The sequence below is a fragment of the Sphingomonas sp. CL5.1 genome, assembly GCF_013344685.1.
GTDB lineage: Bacteria > Pseudomonadota > Alphaproteobacteria > Sphingomonadales > Sphingomonadaceae > Sphingomonas.
In genome coordinates this window covers 165,742-185,585 of the sequence record NZ_CP050137.1, presented here as the reverse complement: position 1 = coordinate 185,585, position 19,844 = coordinate 165,742, and the positions used below count along the sequence as shown (strand labels likewise).

At 63.6% G+C, this 19,844-nt stretch carries 18 protein-coding genes; 6 read left to right on the top strand and 12 right to left on the bottom strand.

The window, feature by feature from the left end:
* Positions 1–23: 23 nt before the first annotated feature.
* The 4 genes from F9288_RS00955 to F9288_RS00940 all read right to left on the bottom strand — a co-directional run bounded on the left by F9288_RS00955 (position 24) and on the right by F9288_RS00940 (position 3,341).
* The gene (locus tag F9288_RS00955) at positions 24–587 is read right to left on the bottom strand and encodes a DUF1993 family protein (protein ID WP_174834888.1); all 564 of its coding nucleotides are present in this window, start codon (positions 585–587) and stop codon (positions 24–26) included.
* A gap of 589 nt (positions 588–1,176) precedes the next feature.
* Positions 1,177–1,530 carry a hypothetical protein gene (locus F9288_RS00950; RefSeq protein WP_174834887.1) on the bottom strand — a complete coding sequence of 118 codons (354 nt, stop codon included), beginning with the start codon at positions 1,528–1,530 and terminating at the stop codon, positions 1,177–1,179.
* A 40-nt stretch (positions 1,531–1,570) separates the two neighbouring features.
* Entirely contained in the window at positions 1,571–2,797 is a 1,227-nt protein-coding gene (locus F9288_RS00945; RefSeq protein WP_174834886.1) for a hypothetical protein, read from the bottom strand.
* Positions 2,754–3,341 (bottom strand): hypothetical protein, encoded by a 588-nt coding sequence (locus F9288_RS00940; RefSeq protein WP_174834885.1) that lies wholly within the window; start codon positions 3,339–3,341, stop codon positions 2,754–2,756. The genes F9288_RS00945 and F9288_RS00940 overlap by 44 nt, the downstream gene beginning before the upstream one ends.
* 379 nt (positions 3,342–3,720) lie before the next feature.
* Here F9288_RS00940 and F9288_RS21985 point away from each other — a divergent pair, with 379 nt between their 5' ends.
* Positions 3,721–4,131, top strand: a complete 411-nt coding sequence (locus tag F9288_RS21985; RefSeq protein ID WP_254621020.1) for an NAD(P)/FAD-dependent oxidoreductase — start codon at positions 3,721–3,723, stop codon at positions 4,129–4,131.
* Positions 4,104–4,964: an NAD(P)/FAD-dependent oxidoreductase gene (locus tag F9288_RS00935; protein WP_254621019.1), complete on the top strand. Its 861-nt coding sequence runs from the start codon at positions 4,104–4,106 to the stop codon at positions 4,962–4,964. The genes F9288_RS21985 and F9288_RS00935 overlap by 28 nt, the downstream gene beginning before the upstream one ends.
* A gap of 16 nt (positions 4,965–4,980) precedes the next feature.
* Here the strand turns inward: F9288_RS00935 and F9288_RS00930 are convergent, their stop codons facing one another.
* Positions 4,981–5,412, bottom strand: a complete 432-nt coding sequence (locus F9288_RS00930; RefSeq protein ID WP_174834884.1) for a hypothetical protein — start codon at positions 5,410–5,412, stop codon at positions 4,981–4,983.
* Positions 5,413–5,902: 490 nt separating this feature from the next.
* Here F9288_RS00930 and F9288_RS00925 point away from each other — a divergent pair, with 490 nt between their 5' ends.
* Both F9288_RS00925 and F9288_RS00920 read left to right on the top strand, forming a co-directional pair.
* Entirely contained in the window at positions 5,903–7,243 is a 1,341-nt protein-coding gene (locus F9288_RS00925) for a site-specific integrase (RefSeq protein WP_174834883.1), read from the top strand.
* 327 nt (positions 7,244–7,570) lie between these two features.
* Complete coding sequence (locus F9288_RS00920) at positions 7,571–8,683, top strand: IS30 family transposase (protein ID WP_174834882.1); 1,113 nt, start codon at positions 7,571–7,573, stop codon at positions 8,681–8,683.
* On the opposite strand, the gene F9288_RS00915 is transcribed toward F9288_RS00920, so the two are convergent.
* From F9288_RS00915 to F9288_RS00885, 7 genes are all read right to left on the bottom strand, one after another.
* Positions 8,684–9,441 (bottom strand): IS5 family transposase gene (locus tag F9288_RS00915; RefSeq protein WP_174834848.1). Its coding sequence is split into 2 segments (ribosomal slippage): positions 8,684–9,108 and positions 9,108–9,441, totalling 759 coding nucleotides; the frame shifts between segments, so codons are not numbered across the junction.
* 117 nt (positions 9,442–9,558) lie between these two features.
* The gene (locus tag F9288_RS00910; protein ID WP_174834881.1) at positions 9,559–11,172 is read right to left on the bottom strand and encodes a gluconolaconase; all 1,614 of its coding nucleotides are present in this window, start codon (positions 11,170–11,172) and stop codon (positions 9,559–9,561) included.
* An 8-nt stretch (positions 11,173–11,180) separates the two neighbouring features.
* On the bottom strand, positions 11,181–12,131 hold the full coding sequence (locus F9288_RS00905; protein WP_174834880.1) for a PDR/VanB family oxidoreductase: 951 nt from the start codon (positions 12,129–12,131) through the stop codon (positions 11,181–11,183).
* Positions 12,128–12,568, bottom strand: a complete 441-nt coding sequence (locus F9288_RS00900) for a hypothetical protein (RefSeq protein ID WP_174834879.1) — start codon at positions 12,566–12,568, stop codon at positions 12,128–12,130. The genes F9288_RS00905 and F9288_RS00900 overlap by 4 nt, the downstream gene beginning before the upstream one ends.
* A complete protein-coding gene (locus tag F9288_RS00895; protein WP_174834878.1) occupies positions 12,555–13,562 on the bottom strand; it encodes a phosphotransferase family protein in 1,008 nt (335 codons plus the stop codon). The genes F9288_RS00900 and F9288_RS00895 overlap by 14 nt, the downstream gene beginning before the upstream one ends.
* Positions 13,559–14,323, bottom strand: coding sequence for an SDR family NAD(P)-dependent oxidoreductase (locus F9288_RS00890; RefSeq protein WP_217482571.1), 765 nt, complete (start codon positions 14,321–14,323; stop codon positions 13,559–13,561). The genes F9288_RS00895 and F9288_RS00890 overlap by 4 nt, the downstream gene beginning before the upstream one ends.
* Before the next feature lie 8 nt (positions 14,324–14,331).
* Complete coding sequence (locus F9288_RS00885) at positions 14,332–15,132, bottom strand: enoyl-CoA hydratase/isomerase family protein (protein WP_174834876.1); 801 nt, start codon at positions 15,130–15,132, stop codon at positions 14,332–14,334.
* Between the two features lie 366 nt (positions 15,133–15,498).
* Between F9288_RS00885 and F9288_RS00880 the strand changes: the two genes are divergently transcribed.
* Together F9288_RS00880 and F9288_RS00875 are read left to right on the top strand one after the other, a co-directional pair.
* On the top strand, positions 15,499–17,130 hold the full coding sequence (locus tag F9288_RS00880) for an NAD(P)/FAD-dependent oxidoreductase (protein WP_174838754.1): 1,632 nt from the start codon (positions 15,499–15,501) through the stop codon (positions 17,128–17,130).
* A 59-nt stretch (positions 17,131–17,189) separates the two neighbouring features.
* Positions 17,190–19,676: a TonB-dependent receptor gene (locus tag F9288_RS00875; protein ID WP_174834875.1), complete on the top strand. Its 2,487-nt coding sequence runs from the start codon at positions 17,190–17,192 to the stop codon at positions 19,674–19,676.
* Positions 19,677–19,844: the final 168 nt, after the last annotated feature.

Here is a 19,844-nt window from a genome sequence, read left to right as displayed (position 1 = left end):
TCGGATTCCGGGAAAGGTGACTGCTAAGTAGTAGGCCACGTTCCGGGCCGAAGATAGGCGAACATGTGGGGCACGTAATCGGCCTTGCCCAGGTCCACGCCTTGGCTGCGAAGGATCGCGTAGGCGGTCATTAGATGAAAGTAGAACTGGGGAAGTGTCCAATCGCGGGCATATTGCTCCGCCGTCAGATCGAAGATCATGCCTGTTGGCAGCGCATGCGCGATCGGTCGCTCAGGATCGCCATCGAGCGCATCAGGCGCCAGACTATCGAGCATGGCGACTGTCTCGCTGATCCGAGCTTGCGCGTCGGCAATGATGCCGGGATGTTCGCCCGCGTTCCGCCCTTCATCAAGGAGCGTATTGATCGAGGCTGGAAAGTCCTCGCCCTGCAATCGACACACGGCTTCCCACGCCTGCACGCAGGCAAAACGAACCTGCGTTGACAGTGGAAACATGTCGGGCGCGAGGCGAACTGACAGCAACCTTTCCGCCTCCCCGCCTAACGCCCCTTGTGCTTTGTCCAGCCAGCCGGACATTGTGTTCAGCATCTGCTTGAAGGTCGGGACGACGAGGCTGGTCAGTTTCATGGTCACTCTCATACAGACGTCAACGACCCGCGCCATCCTTCCCGCAAACGAACGTGTCGCGCGACGGCCGGTGACGGCGCGCGGATGGCAGGCTGGCTGTCTCGAAACCTGTTCCCGATCCGAAATGTCGCACCGGAGGTGGAGAAACGGGACGGTTGCGCATTCCTCAGGCAGCCGGTTTTGGGAAGCCGTGGTGATCGATGAATGGCAATATCGGGGCGGTTACCGACCAGCAGTTCCTGTCAGACCCGGACGTTCGCTCCACAACCGAGGAACGGCGATACCTGGTCGACACCGGTCGGTTCAGGGACCGCAGTACATCTCGTCCGGAGTCGCCAACATAGCGGTCGTCCCGGGGCCGCATGTGTTCGTCGAAAGCCGCCCTTCGTTAAACACAATACCGGTGCCCCGAATTGACTTGGATTGGGCGGATTACCGCCGCGATGACATCGTTGCTTGGATTGACAGGTTCCGACCAACTATCCGTCGTTCGCGGTCGGACCTTGAACGGCAGTTTTTGCCAGAACTTGCCGCTCGCCCAGCGCGAAGTCGCTTGTAGACGCCGTCGCGAGGTCCGCAGTTTGGTGATTCAATGCGGCCTATATCCTTCATTGTACCAAGTCTCGGCGAGTTGTCGATCGAGCCAGAGCAAGACGCGGGTCCAGGCTCGGTATGGCACAATCGATATGTAAGCTGCGATTAGCCAGGCGAGCGGCGCGAATCGGTCGAGAAACGGCGCCGACCCGCCGTCGATCGCGTCGATGACAACCTCGGCCCAGATACCAGTGCGCAGTTGGATGTCCCGCATCGATCCCTCGTCGATGAGCACTGCTGAAAAGAACACCTGATCGGACAAATCCGGCTCCTCATGAATGACGCGCGTATGGTCGGCCCAGAGCTGACCACAGGTTCGCTTGAGATTGCGCTTGGCGAGCATGCCCATGATTGCACGCCCGAAATGGAGGTGCCCATGCGCCGTGTCGTTAAAGATGGGGCTGTCGGTCAAGTGCGGCTTGTTCTGGTGCCAGGCCCGGATAATAGGGGCCGGGAAGCATGGTGCGCTCGTCGTCGCCGCCATTGGCGTCCTCGACCGCACGCAGGGTCGCGGCCAAGTCGAACTCCTTGCCGATCCCAGCATCGACAAGCGATCGCGCCCAGAATGCGACCACCAGCGACGGAATCTGCGCCTGCCTCCACAGCATCACCTGGTGCGTGACGCTAGTGATGAGATCGATGGCGTAGCTGCGCAACTCGACTGACAGATCGCGTTTGCCGAGCATGACGATTGCAGCACAATCGGCGACAAGGCGGCGACGTTCCCACATGACATCGATCTCGCCCAGCATGTCCTGTTCGGCCCAAGAGCGATCGGGTTCGAAATTCTTTGCTTCCGCTTCTCTCAGAAGGTCCGCGCAATGCTCGAGCGCGAGCGGCGCATAGCCTTCGATCATCTCGAGCCGTTCGCGTGTATCGGCAATTGGCAGCGCGGCGATGCAGGCTAACACTGTGACCGCGTGCAGCGCCTGATGGTTTTCCTTTTCGTACCAGCGTTGCTTGATGATCTCGGAGATCACCAGCATCCCGCTCATCGCCGAAGTCCTTGCCGGCGATGAAGCTCCATCGGGTGGGAGAAGGGAAGCCATGATGGTGGAGATATCGGCAGGCACCGGCGGCTCGCAGCCGTCGCCGGCAAGCAGGTTTAGGATGAGACGCGTGGCCTCGATGCTGGCGGGCCAGATGCGCATTGCCGGAGTCGCCATCGACAGCAGCTTGCCACGCGACCAGAGTTCGTAGCGCGACGCTGCCACCCCCGGCTGGCCGCAAGCCGTACTGGCGCGCTCGAAGAGCAAGCGTGCTTCCTCGTCGATCTCGCCATTGGTCACGAACACCGCGACGTGCTTTTCGTCGCGATCATGCAAAAACTCGGGGCCGGGTGGAAGCCGCAGTAGCTCGTGGAACTGCTCGAGCAGGCTGGCCGCTTCACTTTTGGTGACGCGCGAGCCGGGATTGCCCTTCAGCTGGAAGCAGTGGAGCACGCCTTGCGGATCGCGTGCGATCACATCCTTGCCGAGCTCGATCGGCGAATGACGCGTGTTGTGGAGGATGGTCCAGCCCTCCGAGACGAGCATCTGGATGAATGCGGGCTGGTAGCAGCGCTCGGTCTGGCTATCCAACCAGGATTCGAGCAGCCTCTCGGCGACGGTGATCATCGCGCTTCCTTTCAAGGATCGCCTTGAGGCGCTTGTTGCCTGCAGCCGACATCTCGCCGGCCGCAGCGACCTTCTCGGCCATGCCGGGTCCAACGATCATAGTCGGTGGCTTCCATCTCCCGTCTTTGCCGAAATTATGCTCCATCACCTCCATGCCGTCGAGGAAGGTGTCTTCCGAAAATGGCTTGCCGCCGCCGTCAACAACATTGCCGGTTTCTGCCGTCACCTCGTTCATACGCTGCTGGAACTGCTCGCTCATGCCCCTGGCGAGTTGCTCTGCCATCTCCTCCAGATGTCGCTCGACCGTCGCCTCGTTGAAATCGACCAGCATCTCCCGCTTGATCGTGACTTCCCCGCTCGCGCGGTGAATCGGCGTTTCGTCGAGCTTCCCGTCCTCACGCTGGATCGCCGATGATCGGCCCTCGAACAGCTGGTGGCCCTTGATCAGTCCGATCATTGGCGAGAGCTGACGGACACGCGCGTGAACCGTCTCCATGTTGCGGTTCTGTCGATCGCGAACAAGCTTTGGATAGGTGGGCAGCATGAGCGTTCAATTGCTGGAGGGTGCTTGCAGCGACTGCCCTAAGTGATTTCGGGTGGCAATGACCAGTCCATCCCTAGTTTGATCCACCATCCAAGGAGGTCTTCGCCCAGCTTAGCGTATACCGGTCCAACCTTTGTCGTTCTGCCGTGCCGGTATCAGGCGGGCGACGGATGTCGGTTCTTGGCAATATCTGCCGTTCGACCCGTCGTCGAGAAATGGCAGAAAAGTCCCACTTCAGGTCGTTCCGGCGATCTTGTGACGCATTCCATAAACTATCGGTCGCTTTTCCTTGGGTCGGCAACGATGCTTAACCACCCAAGCAACAGCGAGGCCGACGTTTGGCATTTGTCCGGGCGAATATTCGCGCTAGCAGCAGGATATGGGGCCACTCGACATCGCCATCGCCGGTTGCGGACCCGGAGGGTTGGCCGCCGCTCTGCTATTGAAGCGTGACGGGCATCGCGTGACGGTGTTCGAACGGTTCGAGACGCCGCGCCCGATCGGATCGGGCCTCATGCTTCAGCCGACCGGCCTTGCCGTGCTCGATCGCTTGAGGTTGGCCGACGTCGCATTGCGGAGCGGCGCCCGGATCGATCGCCTGATCGGTCAGGCCGGAATAGCCGGCCCGGTCGTCCTCGATGTGCGCTACGCCGCGCTGGGGCGCCCGACTGCCTTCGGCATAGGCATCCATCGGGCGAGCCTGTTCGCGCTGCTCCATGACGCGGTGATGGCGGCCGGCGTGCCGATCGCGACGGCCGGACGGTGGCGAGCAGCGTTCCTGACGGGTTGAAGCGCCACCTGCACTTCGCCGATGGCGGCATTGCTGGGCCTTTCGATCTGATTGTGGACGCGCTGGGAACGCGCACGCCGCTCGCGCCACCCACCGGCCGGTCGCTGGCCTATGGCGCATTATGGGCCAGCCTCGACTGGCCCGATGGGGCGAGCTTCGACAACGCCGCGCTCGAGCAGCGTTATCGACGGGCGAGCACGATGATCGGCGTTCTTCCGATCGGCACGTCTTCGAACGCAAGACGCCCGCAGGTCGCGTTCTTCTGGTCGCTGCGCGCCGATAGTCTGACCGCGTGGCGCACCGCCGGACTCGACGCCTGGAAAGCCGAGGTTCTCGCGCTCTGGCCGGCGTGCGCGCCGTTGCTCGACCAGATCGTCGATCCCGATCAACTCACATTTGCCCATTACGCTCATCGGACGCTACGCGATCCGGCCGAGCCAGCGCTTATCCACATCGGCGACGCCTGGCATTCGGCAAGCCCGCAATTGGGGCAGGGCGCCAATATGGCGCTGCTCGACGCATGGGCGCTGGCTAAGGGGCTGCGCGAAGGCGCAAGCGTCAGGGCGGGATTGGAACGCGCGGTTGCCCGACGGCGGCGACACGTTCACCTCTATCAGCGGCTCACCGCGTTGTTCACACCGGTCTATCAGTCCGACAGCCGCCTGTTGCCCTTTGTCCGGGACCGGCTGGTGGGGCCGATGTCAAAGCTATGGCCGGCGACTTGGATACAGGCGGCAATGGTCAGCGGACTGGTCGGCAATCCCTTGCATCCGCTCGGTCTCGACGCGCCAGACCCGTCGTCGGGGAATGAACCGATATGGAATGCGGCGTGAGCGGAGAGACGCACGCTTAGGCCGGTCGCGCGGCCGGAAATCCGGATCGATACCATCTGTTCGGCGAGCACGAGACCTGCGGGCCGCCGAGCCACGAACAGGCTTTGCACCTGCCTTGAGCCGCATCCTCGTCCTCGGCGGCTATGGCGGCTTTGGCGGTCGCATAGCCCGCAGGCTTGCCGTGGCCGGGCATGATGCGCTTGTTGCGCAAAGGCCAGGACCTTTTGCGCTGACCAGCCGCGCCTGACACCGATCGCGATCGATCGCACCGCCATCGCTGCCGGCTTGGCAGGAACTTCGCCGCGAGCATTTCGCCGTCACCCGAGAACAACCGATAGGGAATCGCCTGGTCGCGCTCGTCGATGTGCCGGACCACGCGCTGTTGCCGGAAAGACTGCCCGGTCGCCCGGCCGTCACCTTCCGCGCGGGCACTGAACTCGGGCTTCAAACCATTACACTATGGCTCGAAAGCTGGCTGGTCCGATGGGGCCTGTTATCAAGCCTCGCGCCAATGGTGCCTGCAGCGGCCGCTCCAGGGTCTGACGGGGTGGATGGGCAGCGATCGGTCGGCGATGAGCGTGCGGCTTAGTTATTGCTTAGTTGATCTCGGTGGACCCCGACTAAACAGACGGCAAGTCGTCGATTCTGTGATATCTCCTTGATTTATAAGGAGAAAATGGTGCTGCCGGTGAGGATTGAACTCACGACCTCAGCCTTACCAAGAAACCTAGGTGCTCCTGCCGTGCTTGCGATACTATGCGCCAATATCGATAATAACGACGTTATGACAGCTATTTAGTGGACTGTCATCCGTCCTTTTTGTATTCTCTTGTAGCCGCTGACATCCTCGAATTTGGATATGAATTGGAGTTGGTGTCGACGATCTGGATTCGAGCGCTTCGCGCACCAGATATCCGCGGTGAACGTAGGAGGTGGACATGGCGGAACCCAAAAAGCTGACCAGGCGCATGCTTGATGAGCTCAAGCCGATCAAAGGGCGTGCCGTGTTCATATGGGACGGTGAGTTGCGCGGTTTCGGGCTGAAAGCCGAAGGGGCCGGCACAAAATCGTTCGTGCTCCAGTATAGAAATGCCGAACGGCAGAAGCGCCGCACGGTGCTCGGCAGGTATGGGGTCATGACGCTTGAACAGGCGCGCGACCAAGCCCGGATCATGCTTGGTGAAATTGCGAAGGGCGAAGACCCGGCCGATAAGAAAAGGTCGCAGCGCAATGGCCTGTCGGTCGGAGCCTTGTGCGACTGGTACCTCACGGAAGCCGAAGCTGGCCGCCTGCTTGGCCGCAAAGGCAGGCCGATCAAGGCTTCGACCCTCTACATGGACCGTAGTCGGATCGAGACCCATATTCGTCCCCTGCTAGGCCGGCGTATGGTAGCTGCGTTGACGCTTCCTGATATCGAACGGATGCAACTTGATATTGCGGAGGGGAAAACCGCGAAGCCACGAGGCGATGGTCGAGGGCGCGCGACAGTTGGTGGTAAAGGGGCTGCCGCGCGATCGGTTACGACGCTCCACAGCATATTCGCACATGGAAAGCGTCATGGTCTGATCGAGAGCAACCCGGCGTCGGGCGTGCGGAAGTTTCCGGACCAGAAGCGAACCCGACGACTGAGCCGCGCCGAAATATCGGCCCTTGGGGAAGCGCTGCGGGAACTGGAGCTTGTTGAGCATCCGATCGGCCTGGCAATTGTTCGTCTTCTCGCAGTTTCCGGATTGCGGCTAAACGAAGCGCAGGGTTTGCAGCGGAAGTGGGTTTCAGATGAAGGCTATATCAATTTTGCGGACACGAAGACCGACGCGCAGATTCGGGTGATCGGGAGCCCGGCACTAAAGATTATTCGTGCACAGCCCGTGCTGGAAGGCAGCCCGTACATATTCCCGTCAGACGGCGGCCAGTCGCATTTTATCGCTGCGGATGGCGTTCTCGGCAGAATATGCAAGCGCCTTGGCTTTGAGGACGTGACTGCCCACACGCTTCGTCACACGTTCGGTAGCATTGCCGGTGAACTCGGTTATTCGGAACTCACTATCGCAGCTATGCTAGGTCATGCTGCGGGTTCGGTTACGGGGCGCTACGTACATATCGACGAGGCCGTTAAATCCGCTGTCGAGCGCGTTTCTGCCACGATCTCGGCACTACTCCAAGGTGGTTCAGAGAAGCGGATCGATAATAATATATTCTCGATCGGCGCTTCGCCACTGCTCGTCGGCGGAATCGTGGGCCGCAATGGCACCGTTACCATTCGAAGTTCGGCCGGCTGAACAATCCACAACGACACGAGTGGTCGCTACAGATCGCTGCCGCATCAGCAATGTCGCAATAGTCGCTTCGATCCAACTTACGTCGTTCAGCGGGCGACACGCGAAGGGCCGCTCCCGGCGGAACCCGTCGTTCGCATGCCAGGAAGCCGACCAACGGCTATGCGCCCTAATCCCGGTCGTTGAGCTGGCCGCTCGCCGATCCTGAAAGCCGCCGCTCGTTCAGCAAACACTGATTGGCGTTATTGGTGGTAGCGGAATGGCCGCTTTAGCAGGGTGGGTTCAACCGGTCGCCGCAACACCTTTTAATCCGGAAGGATAAGGAGGTGTGTGATGGCAACATCGAGGATTCATTTCACATCGGCGCAGAAGGCGGAGCTGTGGGAGCGATGGAAGCGCGGCGAGAGCATATCGTCGATCACGAGGGCGCTAGATCGGAGAAGTCATAGCGGGATTCAGCAGATCATCGCTCTTCGAGGCGGCATTGCTCCGCTGGTGAGACGCAGAGCGGCCGTGGCGCTTGGTCTGGAGGAGCGCGAGGAGATATCTCGCGGGCTCGCGTCAGGTCTCTCGATCCGCTGCATCGCGCGAAGCCTCGGACGAAGCGCTTCGACGATCTGCCGCGAGATCTCGCGTAACGGTGGTCCGCGAAGCTATCGTGCGGCTCGAGCTGATCAGCGGGCCTGGGATCGAACATTGCGCCCCAAGCGCTGTCACCTGGCGTGCCACGGACGGTTGCGACGGCGGGTCGCGCAAAAGCTGGCGCAGCAGTGGTCGCCGGAGCAGATAGCAGGGTGGTTAAGACGGCAATACGCGGACGACCCCGCCATGCAGATCTCTCACGAGGCGATCTATCGCAGCCTGTTCATCCAATCGCGCGGCGTGCTCAAGAAGGAGTTGACGTCGCATCTGCGCACCACGCGGCAAATGCGTTACACCAAAGGCGCACAAATCCGATCGGGACAGGGTCAGATCCTCGATATGGTCTCGATCCGCGAGCGCCCCGCCGAAGTCGAAGACCGCGCCGTCCCGGGTCACTGGGAGGGTGATCTGCTCATCGGTGCCGGCGATACCCGTATCGCGACGCTCGTCGAGCGGCATAGCCGGTTCACGATGCTGGTGAAGCTGACGAAGCGAGACTCCACGACAGCCGTGACGGCGCTGGCTCGCAAGATCGGCAAACTGCCCGAGGAACTCGGGCGTTCGCTGACATGGGACCAGGGCAAGGAAATGACGCGCCATCGAAGCTTTACCATCGCAACCGATGTCCAGGTCTACTTCTGCGATCCCCGCAGTCCATGGCAGCGCGGCAGCAACGAGAATACGAACGGTCTCCTCAGGCAATACTTGCCGCGGACGACCAATCTGTCGCGTCTGTCACAAGCACAACTGGATGCCATCGCTTTGCGCCTCAATAAACGCCCTAGGGTCAGGACTCGTTGATCAGAGCCAGAAGATGACGGTGGCTGCGAGTGCGATGGCAGAGAAGAACACCCGCGGGCACCGGTCGTAGCGTGTGGCGACGCGCCGCCAGTCCTTGAGGCGGCCGAACATGATCTCGATGCGGTTACGGCGTCTGTACCGGCGCTTGTCGTATTTGACGGGCTGCAGCCGAGATTTGCGGCCCGGAATGCAGGGCTTGATGCCCTTCGCCTGCAAAGCCTCTCTGAACCAGTCGGCGTCATAGCCGCGGTCACCCAGCAGCCATTTCGCTTTGGGCAGGTCGTCCAACAGAGCCGTAGCTCCGGTGTAGTCGCTGATCTGCCCGGCGGTCATGAAGAAGCTGAGCGGGCGGCCGTTGGCGTCGGTGACGGCGTGAAGCTTGGTGTTCATGCCGCCCTTGGTGCGGCCGATCAGGCGCCCGAGATCCCCTTTTTAACCCGCAGGCTCGAAGCTGTGCGGTGCGCCTTCAAATAGGTCGCATCAATCATGATCGTCGCTGGTTCGGCGCCTTCAGCAGCCAGCCCTTCCATCATGCGAAGGAACACGCCCATATCGCCCCATCGCTTCCACCGGTTGTACAGCGTCTTGTGGGGGCCATACTCCTTGGGCGCATCGCGCCAGCGTAGCCCGTTGCGGTTCACGAATACGATGCCGCTCAACACCCGCCGATCGTCAACACGCGGCTTGCCGTGGCTCTTGGGAAAATAGGGGCGCAGACGATCCATCTGCTCGTCAGTCAGCCAGTACAAGTCGCTCATTCTCAGTCTCCTCACGGAGCCTGAATCAGATCGCGCTTCTCATATCAATGGGTCCTGACCCTAGTTCTGTATCGGGAAAGTGACGATTTCCGGCTACCCCGTTTGTGAGTCCTGGGGCTAGCCGGGTTCGACCACGACGATTGATCCTGCGCGATCGCCACTGACCGCGATGGCACCGTCGCCCAGCGCGGCGATGTCGGCGAAGGGCAGCAATGGACCAGGCATCAGGTCTTTGATGCCGGGAAGAGTGTTCGGCGTCATGGCACGACCCGTTCCGCTCGGCAGTCCCGATGCGATGACGCGGAGCGACGAGCCATCGCGACCCCCTCCGTCACGATAGAGCGTGCCCGTGCCACGATCGAGCACGACCGCGTGGCTGTCGAGAACCGCCACGCCGTGCGGCTCGACGAGCCCGGACATGACGACCGACACATCGCCGTTTCGTACATGCACCACTCGCCCGGACTCCGCTTCGCTCACGAAGCAGCCGCCGTCGGGCGCACACGCGATCCCCGTCGGCCGGGCCAGTCCCGAAACAACAATGCTGACGGCACCGTCCGGGGCGATGCGCACGATCTTGCCCGCGCCCGCCTCACAGATCAGAACCGCGCCGTCAGCCTCGCGTGCGAGCCCCATCGCCTCGTCCAACCCGTCGAGCAGCACCATCGCCTCCTCGCCAGGCAGGTAGCGCGCGCATTGACCGGCACTATTCGTGACGATTGCGGCCGCGCCGTCGGTCGCCACTCCGCGGACATAGCCCGGAAAGCCGTGCTGTAGCAGCGTCGCGGGACGTTCGATCCGACCGCCCGCGTCGATCCAGGCGAGGCTCATGCCGTCGGCGGCGACGAGTCCGCCGCCGGGTGCCGCGGAGAGCCCGAACGGGCCGGTCATGCCCCCCTTCGCTACAATCCGAGAAGAGCCGTCGCGCGAGAATTCGGTTACCTCGCCGTTGGTGTAATGCGAGACGAACATTCGTCCGTCGGGCGCGAAGGCCAGATTGTCGGTTCCGAAGGCGACCTGCGCCGCAGTCTCCCGTGTGCCCGACGAGAGATCGACACGGGTGACCGCGCCGTTCCCCGATTCATTGACGTGGAGGTGTCCAGCGGCGTTGAACTTGACCGCCGTGGGCACGTCGAACCCACCCGCCACGCGCTCGGCCGGCCCGCCCGCCGTGCCCACTCGCCAAACCTCGCCCAACGGTACGAGCGGGAAGTACAGCCAGCCGTCGGGGCCGAGGCACAATGCGTTCGGCATCATCAGGTCATCGGCCACCAGGCGGGGCGTAGACCCGTCCGCGAACAACTCCAGGATCCGGCCGCCGGGCCGGAACTCGCTCATGAAGATACGATCGCCATGCACCGTCACGCCGTTCGCGACCGGCACGTCGGCGGCGATCACGTCGACGGTGCCGCCGGGACGAATGGCGCTGACCCGCGCCGCCATCACCTCGGTCACGAACAGGTTGCCGTGCGAATCAAAGGCGAGATCGTCCGGGGCGACGATCGGGCCGTCCGCTGCCGAGACGATCCGCGCGGTGCCATCGGCGACGTCGACGGCGCTGACTTGTGACCCAAATGCCTGCGCGACGTAGAGCGCTCCATCGGCGCCCCATCGCAGTCCGTTGGCGCCCGCGAGCACGGTTGGGGAGACGAGCGTGCGGATGGTGAAGCCCGATTCCGGGCAGGGGAGCACGGGCACGAGCCCGAGACGATCACGCTGCATCCGCTTCATCCCTTCCGTCAAACGTCGAGCACCAGTCGTGGTGTCAGTGATCGCGAGCAGCAGACCATGATCGCGTTGTTCTTCGCGCGCTGCTTGGGCCGCAGGAACGAGTCGCGGTGATCGGGAAGGCCTTCGATCACGCGCGTCAGACAGGTGCCACAGGTCCCCTCGTTGCACGAGCGCGGGATGATGATGTTCGCGTCCTCCAGCACGTCGGCGATGGAGCGTCCGGGCGGCACCGTCAGCGTGAGGCCCGACCTGCGCAGTTCCACTTCGAAAGCCGCATCCGCCTGATGCGGCTCGACGTCCTTGGGTCGAAAGCGTTCGATCTGAAGCTGGTCCTCCGGCCAGCCCGCGCAATGCGCCTCGACGGCGGCAATGAGCGGCTCCGGCCCGCAGCAATACGCAACCTTGCCGGGTTCGGCCGATCCCAAGAAGCCGGCGAGATCGAGCAGCCCGAATTCGTCCTGCGGCCGCACCGTCACCTTGTCGCCGTAGCCTTCGAGTTCCGGGAGGAACGCCATGCTCGCGCGGCTCCGCCCGCCGTAGAGCATCCGCCAGGCACGCCCCGTCCGCTCCATCTCGCGCGCCATCGCCAGAAGCGGCGTCACGCCGATCCCCCCAGCCACCAGCAGGGTCAACCTCGCGTCGACGAGTCCGAAGTTGTTTCGGATCGCAAGCACCTGCACTTCGTCCCCGACGCGGAGCTGCTCGTGCAGATGCCTCGAGCCGCCGCGGCTCTCCGGCTCGCGCAGCACCGCGAAGCGCACGCAGGTCGGGTCGGACGGGTCGCCGCAGATCGAATATTGGCGATTGAGCCCCGGCGCCAACGCGAGGTCGATGTGCGCTCCGGACGACCAGATCGGCAGTGCCGTGCCGTCCACCGCTTCGAGCGCGAAGGACTTTACGCCCGACGCCTCATCACGGATTTCGCGGATGCGGGCGGTGAAGCTGCCGGGGCCGTTCATGTCGAGCTTTCGGGTTCGGGGACGTCGCCGACGTAGCGAGCGTCACGGGCCGTCATGCGTCGGTGCAGGGCGCGGATCTCGACGCCGTCCGGCTCCTCCGCGACGAGTTGCTGGAGCATCAGGTTGCGGGTCGCGGCGGCGGCGAGCGCGGGGTCGTTGAAGCCCGGGACGGCGGGCCGTGGCGCTGCACCGAGCCTGTCCTCGACATCGGCGCCGCCACGAGCGGCGAACAGCGCGCCGAGCGTTGCCGTCATGTCCGCATTGTCCTCGCGGAGGTGCGACGGCGCCAGGTCCCAGCTGCGCTGGAGCCGTCGGATCAGATGGAGCGCCGCCTTCAGTTGCTGCTGCGGCACGCCGCGAGGCAGGGCCGGCAGGACCTGTTCCTCCAGGCTGCGCCTCAATCCCCCAAGCAGTTCGCCGGCGTTAGGCCGCAGCATCGCGCGCGCTCGATGCCGTCAAATCGATGAACCCCGTCGCGACCCGGAGACATTCGGGAATCTTGGCGGCACGGTCGATATGACGCAGGTTGGTCGTGCCGCCCGTCGAAACGGCATGCGCCGCCGCCGCCGAGATGGCGGCGAACTTCGCCTCGGCAAAGACCCGATAGAACAATACGTCGCGCGCCATCGGCGGTTCGGCATGGCGGGCATAGGCGGCGAGGAAGTCCTCGACGGGCAGGAAGCGTCCGGGGCTCCAGAGCGCGCGGTAAATCCAGGCGATGTCCTCTGCCGGATGGCCGACATGAGCCATTTCCCAGTCGAGCAGTGCGGTGACCCGACCGTCGCAGTACAGGAAGTTGCCGGGCCTAAGGTCGCCATGGACGAGCGATAAGCGTGATGGCGCGGGAACGTGCGCTCGAAGCCAGCCGAACAACCAGGCGAGTGCCGGCAGCGGCTCCAGCCGATGCCGTACGTAAGATGCCTCCCAGTGATCGATCTGCGCGAGGAGGGGGTTCGGCCCGGTCGTCAGTCCCGCCGCCCGCCAGTCGAACCGGTGCAGCTCCGCGGTCGCGGCGGCAAGATCCTCGCACAGCGCGCGCCCGATCGCGTGATCGGGCTGACGGAGGAAGTCGACTGCGCTCGCCTCGCCATCGAGCCGCTCCATGACGAGCCCGGGACCGCCGGTGATCGCGCCGTGCGCGTCGAGCGCGATCGCCGCGGGTGCGCGCACCCCGGAGCCGTTCAGCGCGCGCAGGACCGCATATTCCCGAGCCGTCTCCGACTCGACGTGCTTGGCGGCGAGTTGGCTCAGCAGGATGCGCGGCTTCACAACGCCTGCGGCGGTCGTGGTGTCGAAGCGGAAGGCCTGTCGGGCATTACCGCCGAACTGCCGCTTCCAACTCGCGCGGACCAGTGTTTCGCCTAGCGGCGCCAGCAGGGGCGCCAACGCGGCCTGCATGGCCTCGTCGGCCGGGGGCGTCGCCTCGCTCACCGGGTGCCGGCCGACACGCGCAACACCTCGCCGCTGATCGCGTCGGACTGCGGCTCGAGGAAGAAGGCGATGCCCTCCGCCTCGTCCTCGACGGTCGCGAACTTGCCAAGCGCGGTATAGCTCAGGTGGCGCTCGACATAGGCTCCGCCGAACGTCTCGGAGACCTTCGGGCTGAACACCAGTCCCGGCGCCACCGCGTTCACGCGGATGCCTTGCCGGCCGAGCAGGATACTGAGCGTCTGGGTTAGCGCGACCACGGCCGCCTTGGCCGAGTTGTACGCGGCGTCGCCCAGATCGGGGCGGTTGGCGAAGGCCGCGAGCGAGGCGACGTTGCAGATCTTGCCATAGCCTTTCGTCGTGAAGTGAGGCTCGGCGTGTTTGCACATCAGGAACGCGCTATCGACGTTGACCTGGAACGTGCGCCGGAAATAGTCGAGGCCGATCTGCGCGAGCGGCCGGTCCATCGAGTCCGCCTCGATCGCCACCATGCCGCCGGCGACGTTCGCGACGCCGGTGAGGTCGCCGAAGGTGTCCAGGCAGGCCGCGATGACGCCCTTCACCTCTTCCTCGTTGGACAGGTCGGCGCGATGCACCGCAACCGTGCCGGGCAGATCGGCGCAGCTTTCGACGAAAGCGTCGAGCCGCCGCTGGCTGATATCCACGCCGAGCACGTTTGCGCCGGTCCGCAGCAGCCGACGTGCGGTCGCGCCGCCGATGCCGCCGGCCGCGCCCGTCACGATATAGGTTCTCTCCTCTGCCACTGGCGACCTCACACGTACGATTGGGGATTGAAGCTGGGCGTGCGGCGTTCCTTCAGCGCGTCGAGCCCCTCGCGCGCCTCGGGGCTGGTGAAGCCGAGGATCCCGAACGCCAACGACGCCTCGAACGATGGCCAGGCGTTCTTCATCCAGTTGTTGAGCGACAGCTTGGTCCAGCGCACCGCCGCCGGCGGCCCCTTCGCCAGCCGGTCGGCAATCGCGAGCGCCCGGGTCACGCACTCGTCGTCGGGAGTGCAGAAGCTGACGAGCCCGATCCGCTCCGCCTCGCGGCCATCGATGGGCTCGCTGGTCATCAGATAATATTTCGCCTTCGCCAGGCTCGTGAGCAGCGGCCAGACGGCGACGCCATGGTCGTCCGCCGCCACGCCGAGCACCGTGTGGCCATCGACGAGCTTTGCCGACTCGGCGGCGACGCTGATGTCGGCGAGCAGCGCAAGCGCGAGACCGCCCCCGGCCGCCGCGCCGTTGATGGCGGAGACGATCGGCTTGCTGCAGTTCAGCATCGAATCGACCATCACACGGGCGTCCTTCCACATCTTGCAGCGGAAATCGTGGTCGGCGATGATGTCTTCGATCATTTCGAAGTCGCCGCCCGCCGAGAAGGCGCGGCCAGCACCCGTGACCACTACGGCGTTCACCGCGGGATCCTTGTCGATCAGCGACCAGATGTGGGCGAGATCGTGATGGAGCTGGAAGTCCATCGCATTCATCTTGCCGCGTTCCAGGGTGATGCGCAGCACCCGCTCGGACGGCCAATCGAGCCTGAGGCTCTCGTACTCGGGGTAGCTCACGCGCCAAACCCCTCAAGTGGACAAGTCATGGCCCCTCCTCGATGCGCGTCGCGCGACAAAGCGATCTGGCGAAGCACTCGACGCGAGCCATCGCTCTCACAAAAATCGTAGGTCCGGGCCGGCTACGCGTCAAGCCCATGAGCAGCTCAGCCATGCGGCTACGCTCACGGCAACCGGCAAAATGACGCGTATGATCGGCGACGGATGCGGTCCAACAGCCGGGAGCGGAGCTCATTTTTGCGTCCAGCGCGGCATTGACCCAGCTCTTCACGCCCGATAACAAGCGAGCCAGTACTCGCACTTTGGCTCGAAGGAGAACGCTCCACGAACCCGAGCGAGTGAGGAGAGGAGGAGATCGTGCGCGACATGAACAGCGTGAACTCGACAGATCCGGACTTCGACGCAGTGATCGTCGGCGCCGGATTTGGCGGCCTGCGTGCGCTCTACGAGATGCGGCGGCTGGGCAAGACAGTCAGGCTGCTCGATGCGGGCAGCGACGTCGGCGGCACGTGGTACTGGAACCGGTATCCGGGTGCGAGGACTGACAGCGAGGCGTGGGCCTATTGCTATTCGTTCTCCAAGGAACTCCAGGACGACTGGAACTGGCCCGAGCGGATGCCGACCTGGGACCAGGTCCAAGCCTATCTCTCGCACGTCGCCGACCGGTTCGACATGCGCAAGGACATCGACTTCAACACCCGTGTGACCTCGGCGGTCTACGACGAGGACGAGAATCTCTGGACGATCACTGCGGCGGACGGGCGTTCGTGGCGATGCCGCTACTTCATCTCGGCGGTCGGGTGGTTCGCCGTGGCGGTGCAGCCGCCGTTCGATATGACGCTCTTCAAGGGCGAATGCTACATGTCGTCGCAGTGGCCCAAGGAGAAGGTCGACTTTGCGGGGAAGAGAGTCGGAATCGTCGGCTCGGGTTCGACGGCGGTGCAGATCATGCCGGTCGTCGCCAAGCAGGCGGCGCACGTCACGCTGTTCCAGCGGACACCCAATTACGTCCTGCCGGGGCGCAACCACCCGCTCGACGATGACGATCGCCGTGCGATCAAGCAGAACTATGAGCAGGTCTGGGAGCAGGTGAGACGTCAGGTCTTCGCCTTTCCCATGGAAACGTCGGCACTCACCTACGACGACGTCGACGACGAGCAGCGTGAACGCATCTTCGAGTACGGCTGGGAGCAGGGCGGCTTCCGTTTCCTGTTCGAGACCTTTGCCGACATGCTCGTCGACGAGCGCACCAATCGCGCCGCCGCCGAGTTCGTCCGGCGAAAGATCAGGTCGATCGTCAAGGATCCCAGGACGGCCGAACTCCTGTGCCCGACCTATCCGATCGCGCTGAAGCGCCCGCCGCTCGGCAACTTCTACTTCGAGAGCTTCAACCGCGACAACGTGTCGCTCGTCGACGTCAAGAGCGCGCCGATCGTTGCGGCGACCGAGCGCGGCCTGGCGACGAGCGAGCGCGAGTACGAGCTCGACATCATCATCTTCGCGATCGGGTTCGACGCCGTCACGGGGCCGCTGACGCATATGGAAGTGCGCGGGCGCGGCGGCGAACTCGTGCGCGACAAGTGGCAAGCCGGGCCGCGGACGCATCTCGGCATCGTGATGGACGGCTTCCCGAACATGTTCATCATCACCGGACCCCAATCCCCATTTTCCAACGTTCCGCCGGTCGTCGACGCCTCAGTGGACTGGATCGGTAAGGCGATCCAGGCGGCCGAAGCGCGTGGCGCCGACGTGATCGAGGGCCGGCCGGAGGCGGTGGAGCGCTGGATCCGACTGATGTATGAGCTGCTCGACGCGACTCTCCTGGGCCAGGCGACCGAACTGAACTCGTGGTTCATGGGCGCCAACATCCCCGGCAAGGCCCATGCGCCGCTCCACTATTTCGGCGGAGCCGCCGGCTATTTCGACGAGCTTCAAAGGTCCATCGACACCGGCTTTGCCCAGGATCTAACCTTCGAGAAGGTGAAGCAGCCGGCTTGAAGCGCGGAAAATGCGACAAGCTCCCTCAAAAACAAATGGGGGCAGATGGGGAGGATAACATGATCGTATCACATCTCGACCGACGCCACGGAAGCGCCTTGCTGGTTAGTGTTAGCCTCGTGGCGCTTGCGACGACGGCGGCCCCTGCAATGGCTCAAGTGACGCAGGGCGGCGAGCAGCAGGGGCAGGGGAATCTGCCACCCGCGGTCACCACCACCGCCACCCCGGCCGCAAGCGCAGATGCCCAAAGCACTGGAGCCGCAACTCCGGACGCAGCCGCGGGCGCCGCGGGAGGTGACGTCATCGTCACGGCGCGTCGGTCGAGCGAACGGCTCCAGGACGTGCCGGTCTCGGTGTCCGCGTTCGGTGCGGAAGCGCTTGCCGAACGCCGCATCCTGACGGAACAGGATCTTCAGGTCGCGACTCCCGGGCTGACGGTCCGTGCGGCGCTCACGTCGAACCAGATCAACTACGCGATCCGCGGGCAATCGATCGACGCCTTCTCTTTCTCGTCTCCCGCAGTGACGACGTACATCAACGTGGTCCCGGTCGGTGGCACCACCGGCACGGCGTTGTTCGACTTATCGTCCATTCAGGTGCTCAAAGGGCCGCAGGGCACCTTGTTCGGTCGCAATGCGACCGGCGGCGCCGTGCTGTACGAAACGGCGCAGCCCGAGGAGACCTTCGGCGGATACCTCAAGGTCGGCTACGGCAACTTCAACGATCGTGAAGCCGAAGGCGCGATCAACCTGCCCATCACCACTGGCGTCTACCTGCGGCTGTCGGGTCGGTATCAGGCACGTGACGGCTTTCAAACCAATCTGATCGACGGATCGAAGCTCGGAGCCATCGACAGTCGTGTCGTTCGCGGCAGCCTTCTCCTGCGGCCCGAGGATAGCCGGTTCAGCAACCTGACGGTCCTTCAGCACGGCGTCTTCGGAGGAACCAACGTCTCGCTGGACGTGCAGACGGTCAACGGCGTCAACGGGCCGGACACCTACGTGGACCCGAGCGACGGGGTCACCAAGCCGCTCGTGACGACGATGCGGGACTTGCACGGCCCGGATGCGCTCGGGCCGGGCCTGGGCAGTTCGACCGACCCGCGCGTCAACGCCCTGTACAACGGCATCGCCGACTATATCGCCAAGCGCCAAGCGGGGCAGGCCGGCGGTTTCTACGACGTTTCGATCAACCGCAGCCAGCGGCACCGCGCCGATCAGACCTTCTTGTCCAATACGACGACGTTCGACGCCGGGACGGATCTGACGATCAAGAACATCTTCGGGTACAACCGGGTCGTCTCCAGCGACTTCATCGACGTGGACGGCAGCCCCTATGACTTCTTCGGCGCGCAGGGTGGCCCGCCGCAGAAGGTGTTTGGCAAGACGTACAGCGGTGATGGTTACATCTTCGGCACGAGCCAGCTTTCCGATGAGGTTCAGGCCTCCGGCAAGACGGGGAACCTGAAGTACATCGTCGGCGCGTTTATCTCCGAGGAGAAGACGCGATCATACATTCCTCTCACTGTCCTTCCGGACCTCGGGCAACCGTACCTCGGCTCGTACGACAGCTTGACTGACGACAAGTCGAAGGCGCTTTACGCGCAGCTGAGCTACGCGATCACGCCAAAGCTGAACGCGACCGGCGGCCTCCGCTACACCTGGGAAGACGTCAAAATCGACTTTCGGCAAGGGTCTGCAAGCGATCCCAAGCTGTTGAGCGCACTCAACGAGGGACGCATCAAGGACTCGAAGCCCAGCTGGCTTGTCAGCCTCGACTACCGGCTGACCGACTCTCTCCTGGTCTATTTCAGCCATCGGGGAAGCTGGCGGACGGGCGGCTTCAACGGCACATCCGGAGCGGCTTTCCCCAACCCGGATGCGTTCCGGCCGGAAACGACGTACGACTTCGAACTCGGAGCCAAATTCGCCGGGAACATTGGCACGATGCGCGGTCAGCTGAATGTCGCCGTCTACGACCAGTACATCCACAACGTGCAGCGCTCCGTCTACATCGACAATTCGGCGGAGGCCGGCAACGTGAACCGAGCGCGTGTTTCGGGTGTCGAGACGGACGGTAACCTCACGATCTCCCGCAACTTCAGCATCGGCGGCGCCTTCACGTACACCGATGCCCGGTTCACCGACGGTCGGGCGTTCGTCGCGGGCCGAAGCTTTGTCTTTGGCCCTTATGCCGACGCGCCTGAATTTTCAGGGTCGGCCTACGCGCGTGTTGCTTCTGACATCGGCGAGGCGGGAAATGTCGCGCTGCGCGGGGAATACTACGGTCAGACGAAGTTCTATTATAGCAATCTGAACGACTCGGTGTTGCCGAACACCATAGTCAACGGCTATAAGTTGATCAATCTGCGCGCCGAATGGAACGAGATTTTTGGATCGCAGGTATCGGCCGCGGCCTACGTCAGCAATCTCACCGGGGAAAAATATTACGTCGGCGGCATCGCCATCGGTCAAATCACCGGTACGAACGCCAGGGTGCCAGGCTTGCCGCGAACCTACGGCTTCGAGCTGAACGTCAAGTTCTAGGCGCCGCGGCGCGTGGGGGCTGTCCGTGTTGAAGGTCAGCCCCCCGCCGATCGCTCCGGATGAAGGGAGCGGACGGGCAGCGCCGGGCGCGGATCGGTGACGAGCGGTGCAGGCCCCCGCTGGAGATCCGATCGTGGACATGACCCCGAACGGGTCGCGTTCCAGCAA

Coding starts and splice junctions, on each gene's coding strand:
- F9288_RS00910 (WP_174834881.1), bottom strand. CDS start 11,172: ATGAAGCGGATGCAGCGTGATCGTCTCGGGCTCGTGCCCGTGCTCCCC.
- F9288_RS21985 (WP_254621020.1), top strand. CDS start 3,721: ATGGGGCCACTCGACATCGCCATCGCCGGTTGCGGACCCGGAGGGTTG.
- F9288_RS00925 (WP_174834883.1), top strand. CDS start 5,903: ATGGCGGAACCCAAAAAGCTGACCAGGCGCATGCTTGATGAGCTCAAG.
- F9288_RS00875 (WP_174834875.1), top strand. CDS start 17,190: ATGATCGTATCACATCTCGACCGACGCCACGGAAGCGCCTTGCTGGTT.
- F9288_RS00940 (WP_174834885.1), bottom strand. CDS start 3,341: ATGCTGCCCACCTATCCAAAGCTTGTTCGCGATCGACAGAACCGCAAC.
- F9288_RS00880 (WP_174838754.1), top strand. CDS start 15,499: ATGAACAGCGTGAACTCGACAGATCCGGACTTCGACGCAGTGATCGTC.
- F9288_RS00905 (WP_174834880.1), bottom strand. CDS start 12,131: ATGAACGGCCCCGGCAGCTTCACCGCCCGCATCCGCGAAATCCGTGAT.
- F9288_RS00945 (WP_174834886.1), bottom strand. CDS start 2,797: ATGATCACCGTCGCCGAGAGGCTGCTCGAATCCTGGTTGGATAGCCAG.
- F9288_RS00950 (WP_174834887.1), bottom strand. CDS start 1,530: ATGGGCATGCTCGCCAAGCGCAATCTCAAGCGAACCTGTGGTCAGCTC.
- F9288_RS00900 (WP_174834879.1), bottom strand. CDS start 12,568: ATGCTGCGGCCTAACGCCGGCGAACTGCTTGGGGGATTGAGGCGCAGC.
- F9288_RS00955 (WP_174834888.1), bottom strand. CDS start 587: ATGAAACTGACCAGCCTCGTCGTCCCGACCTTCAAGCAGATGCTGAAC.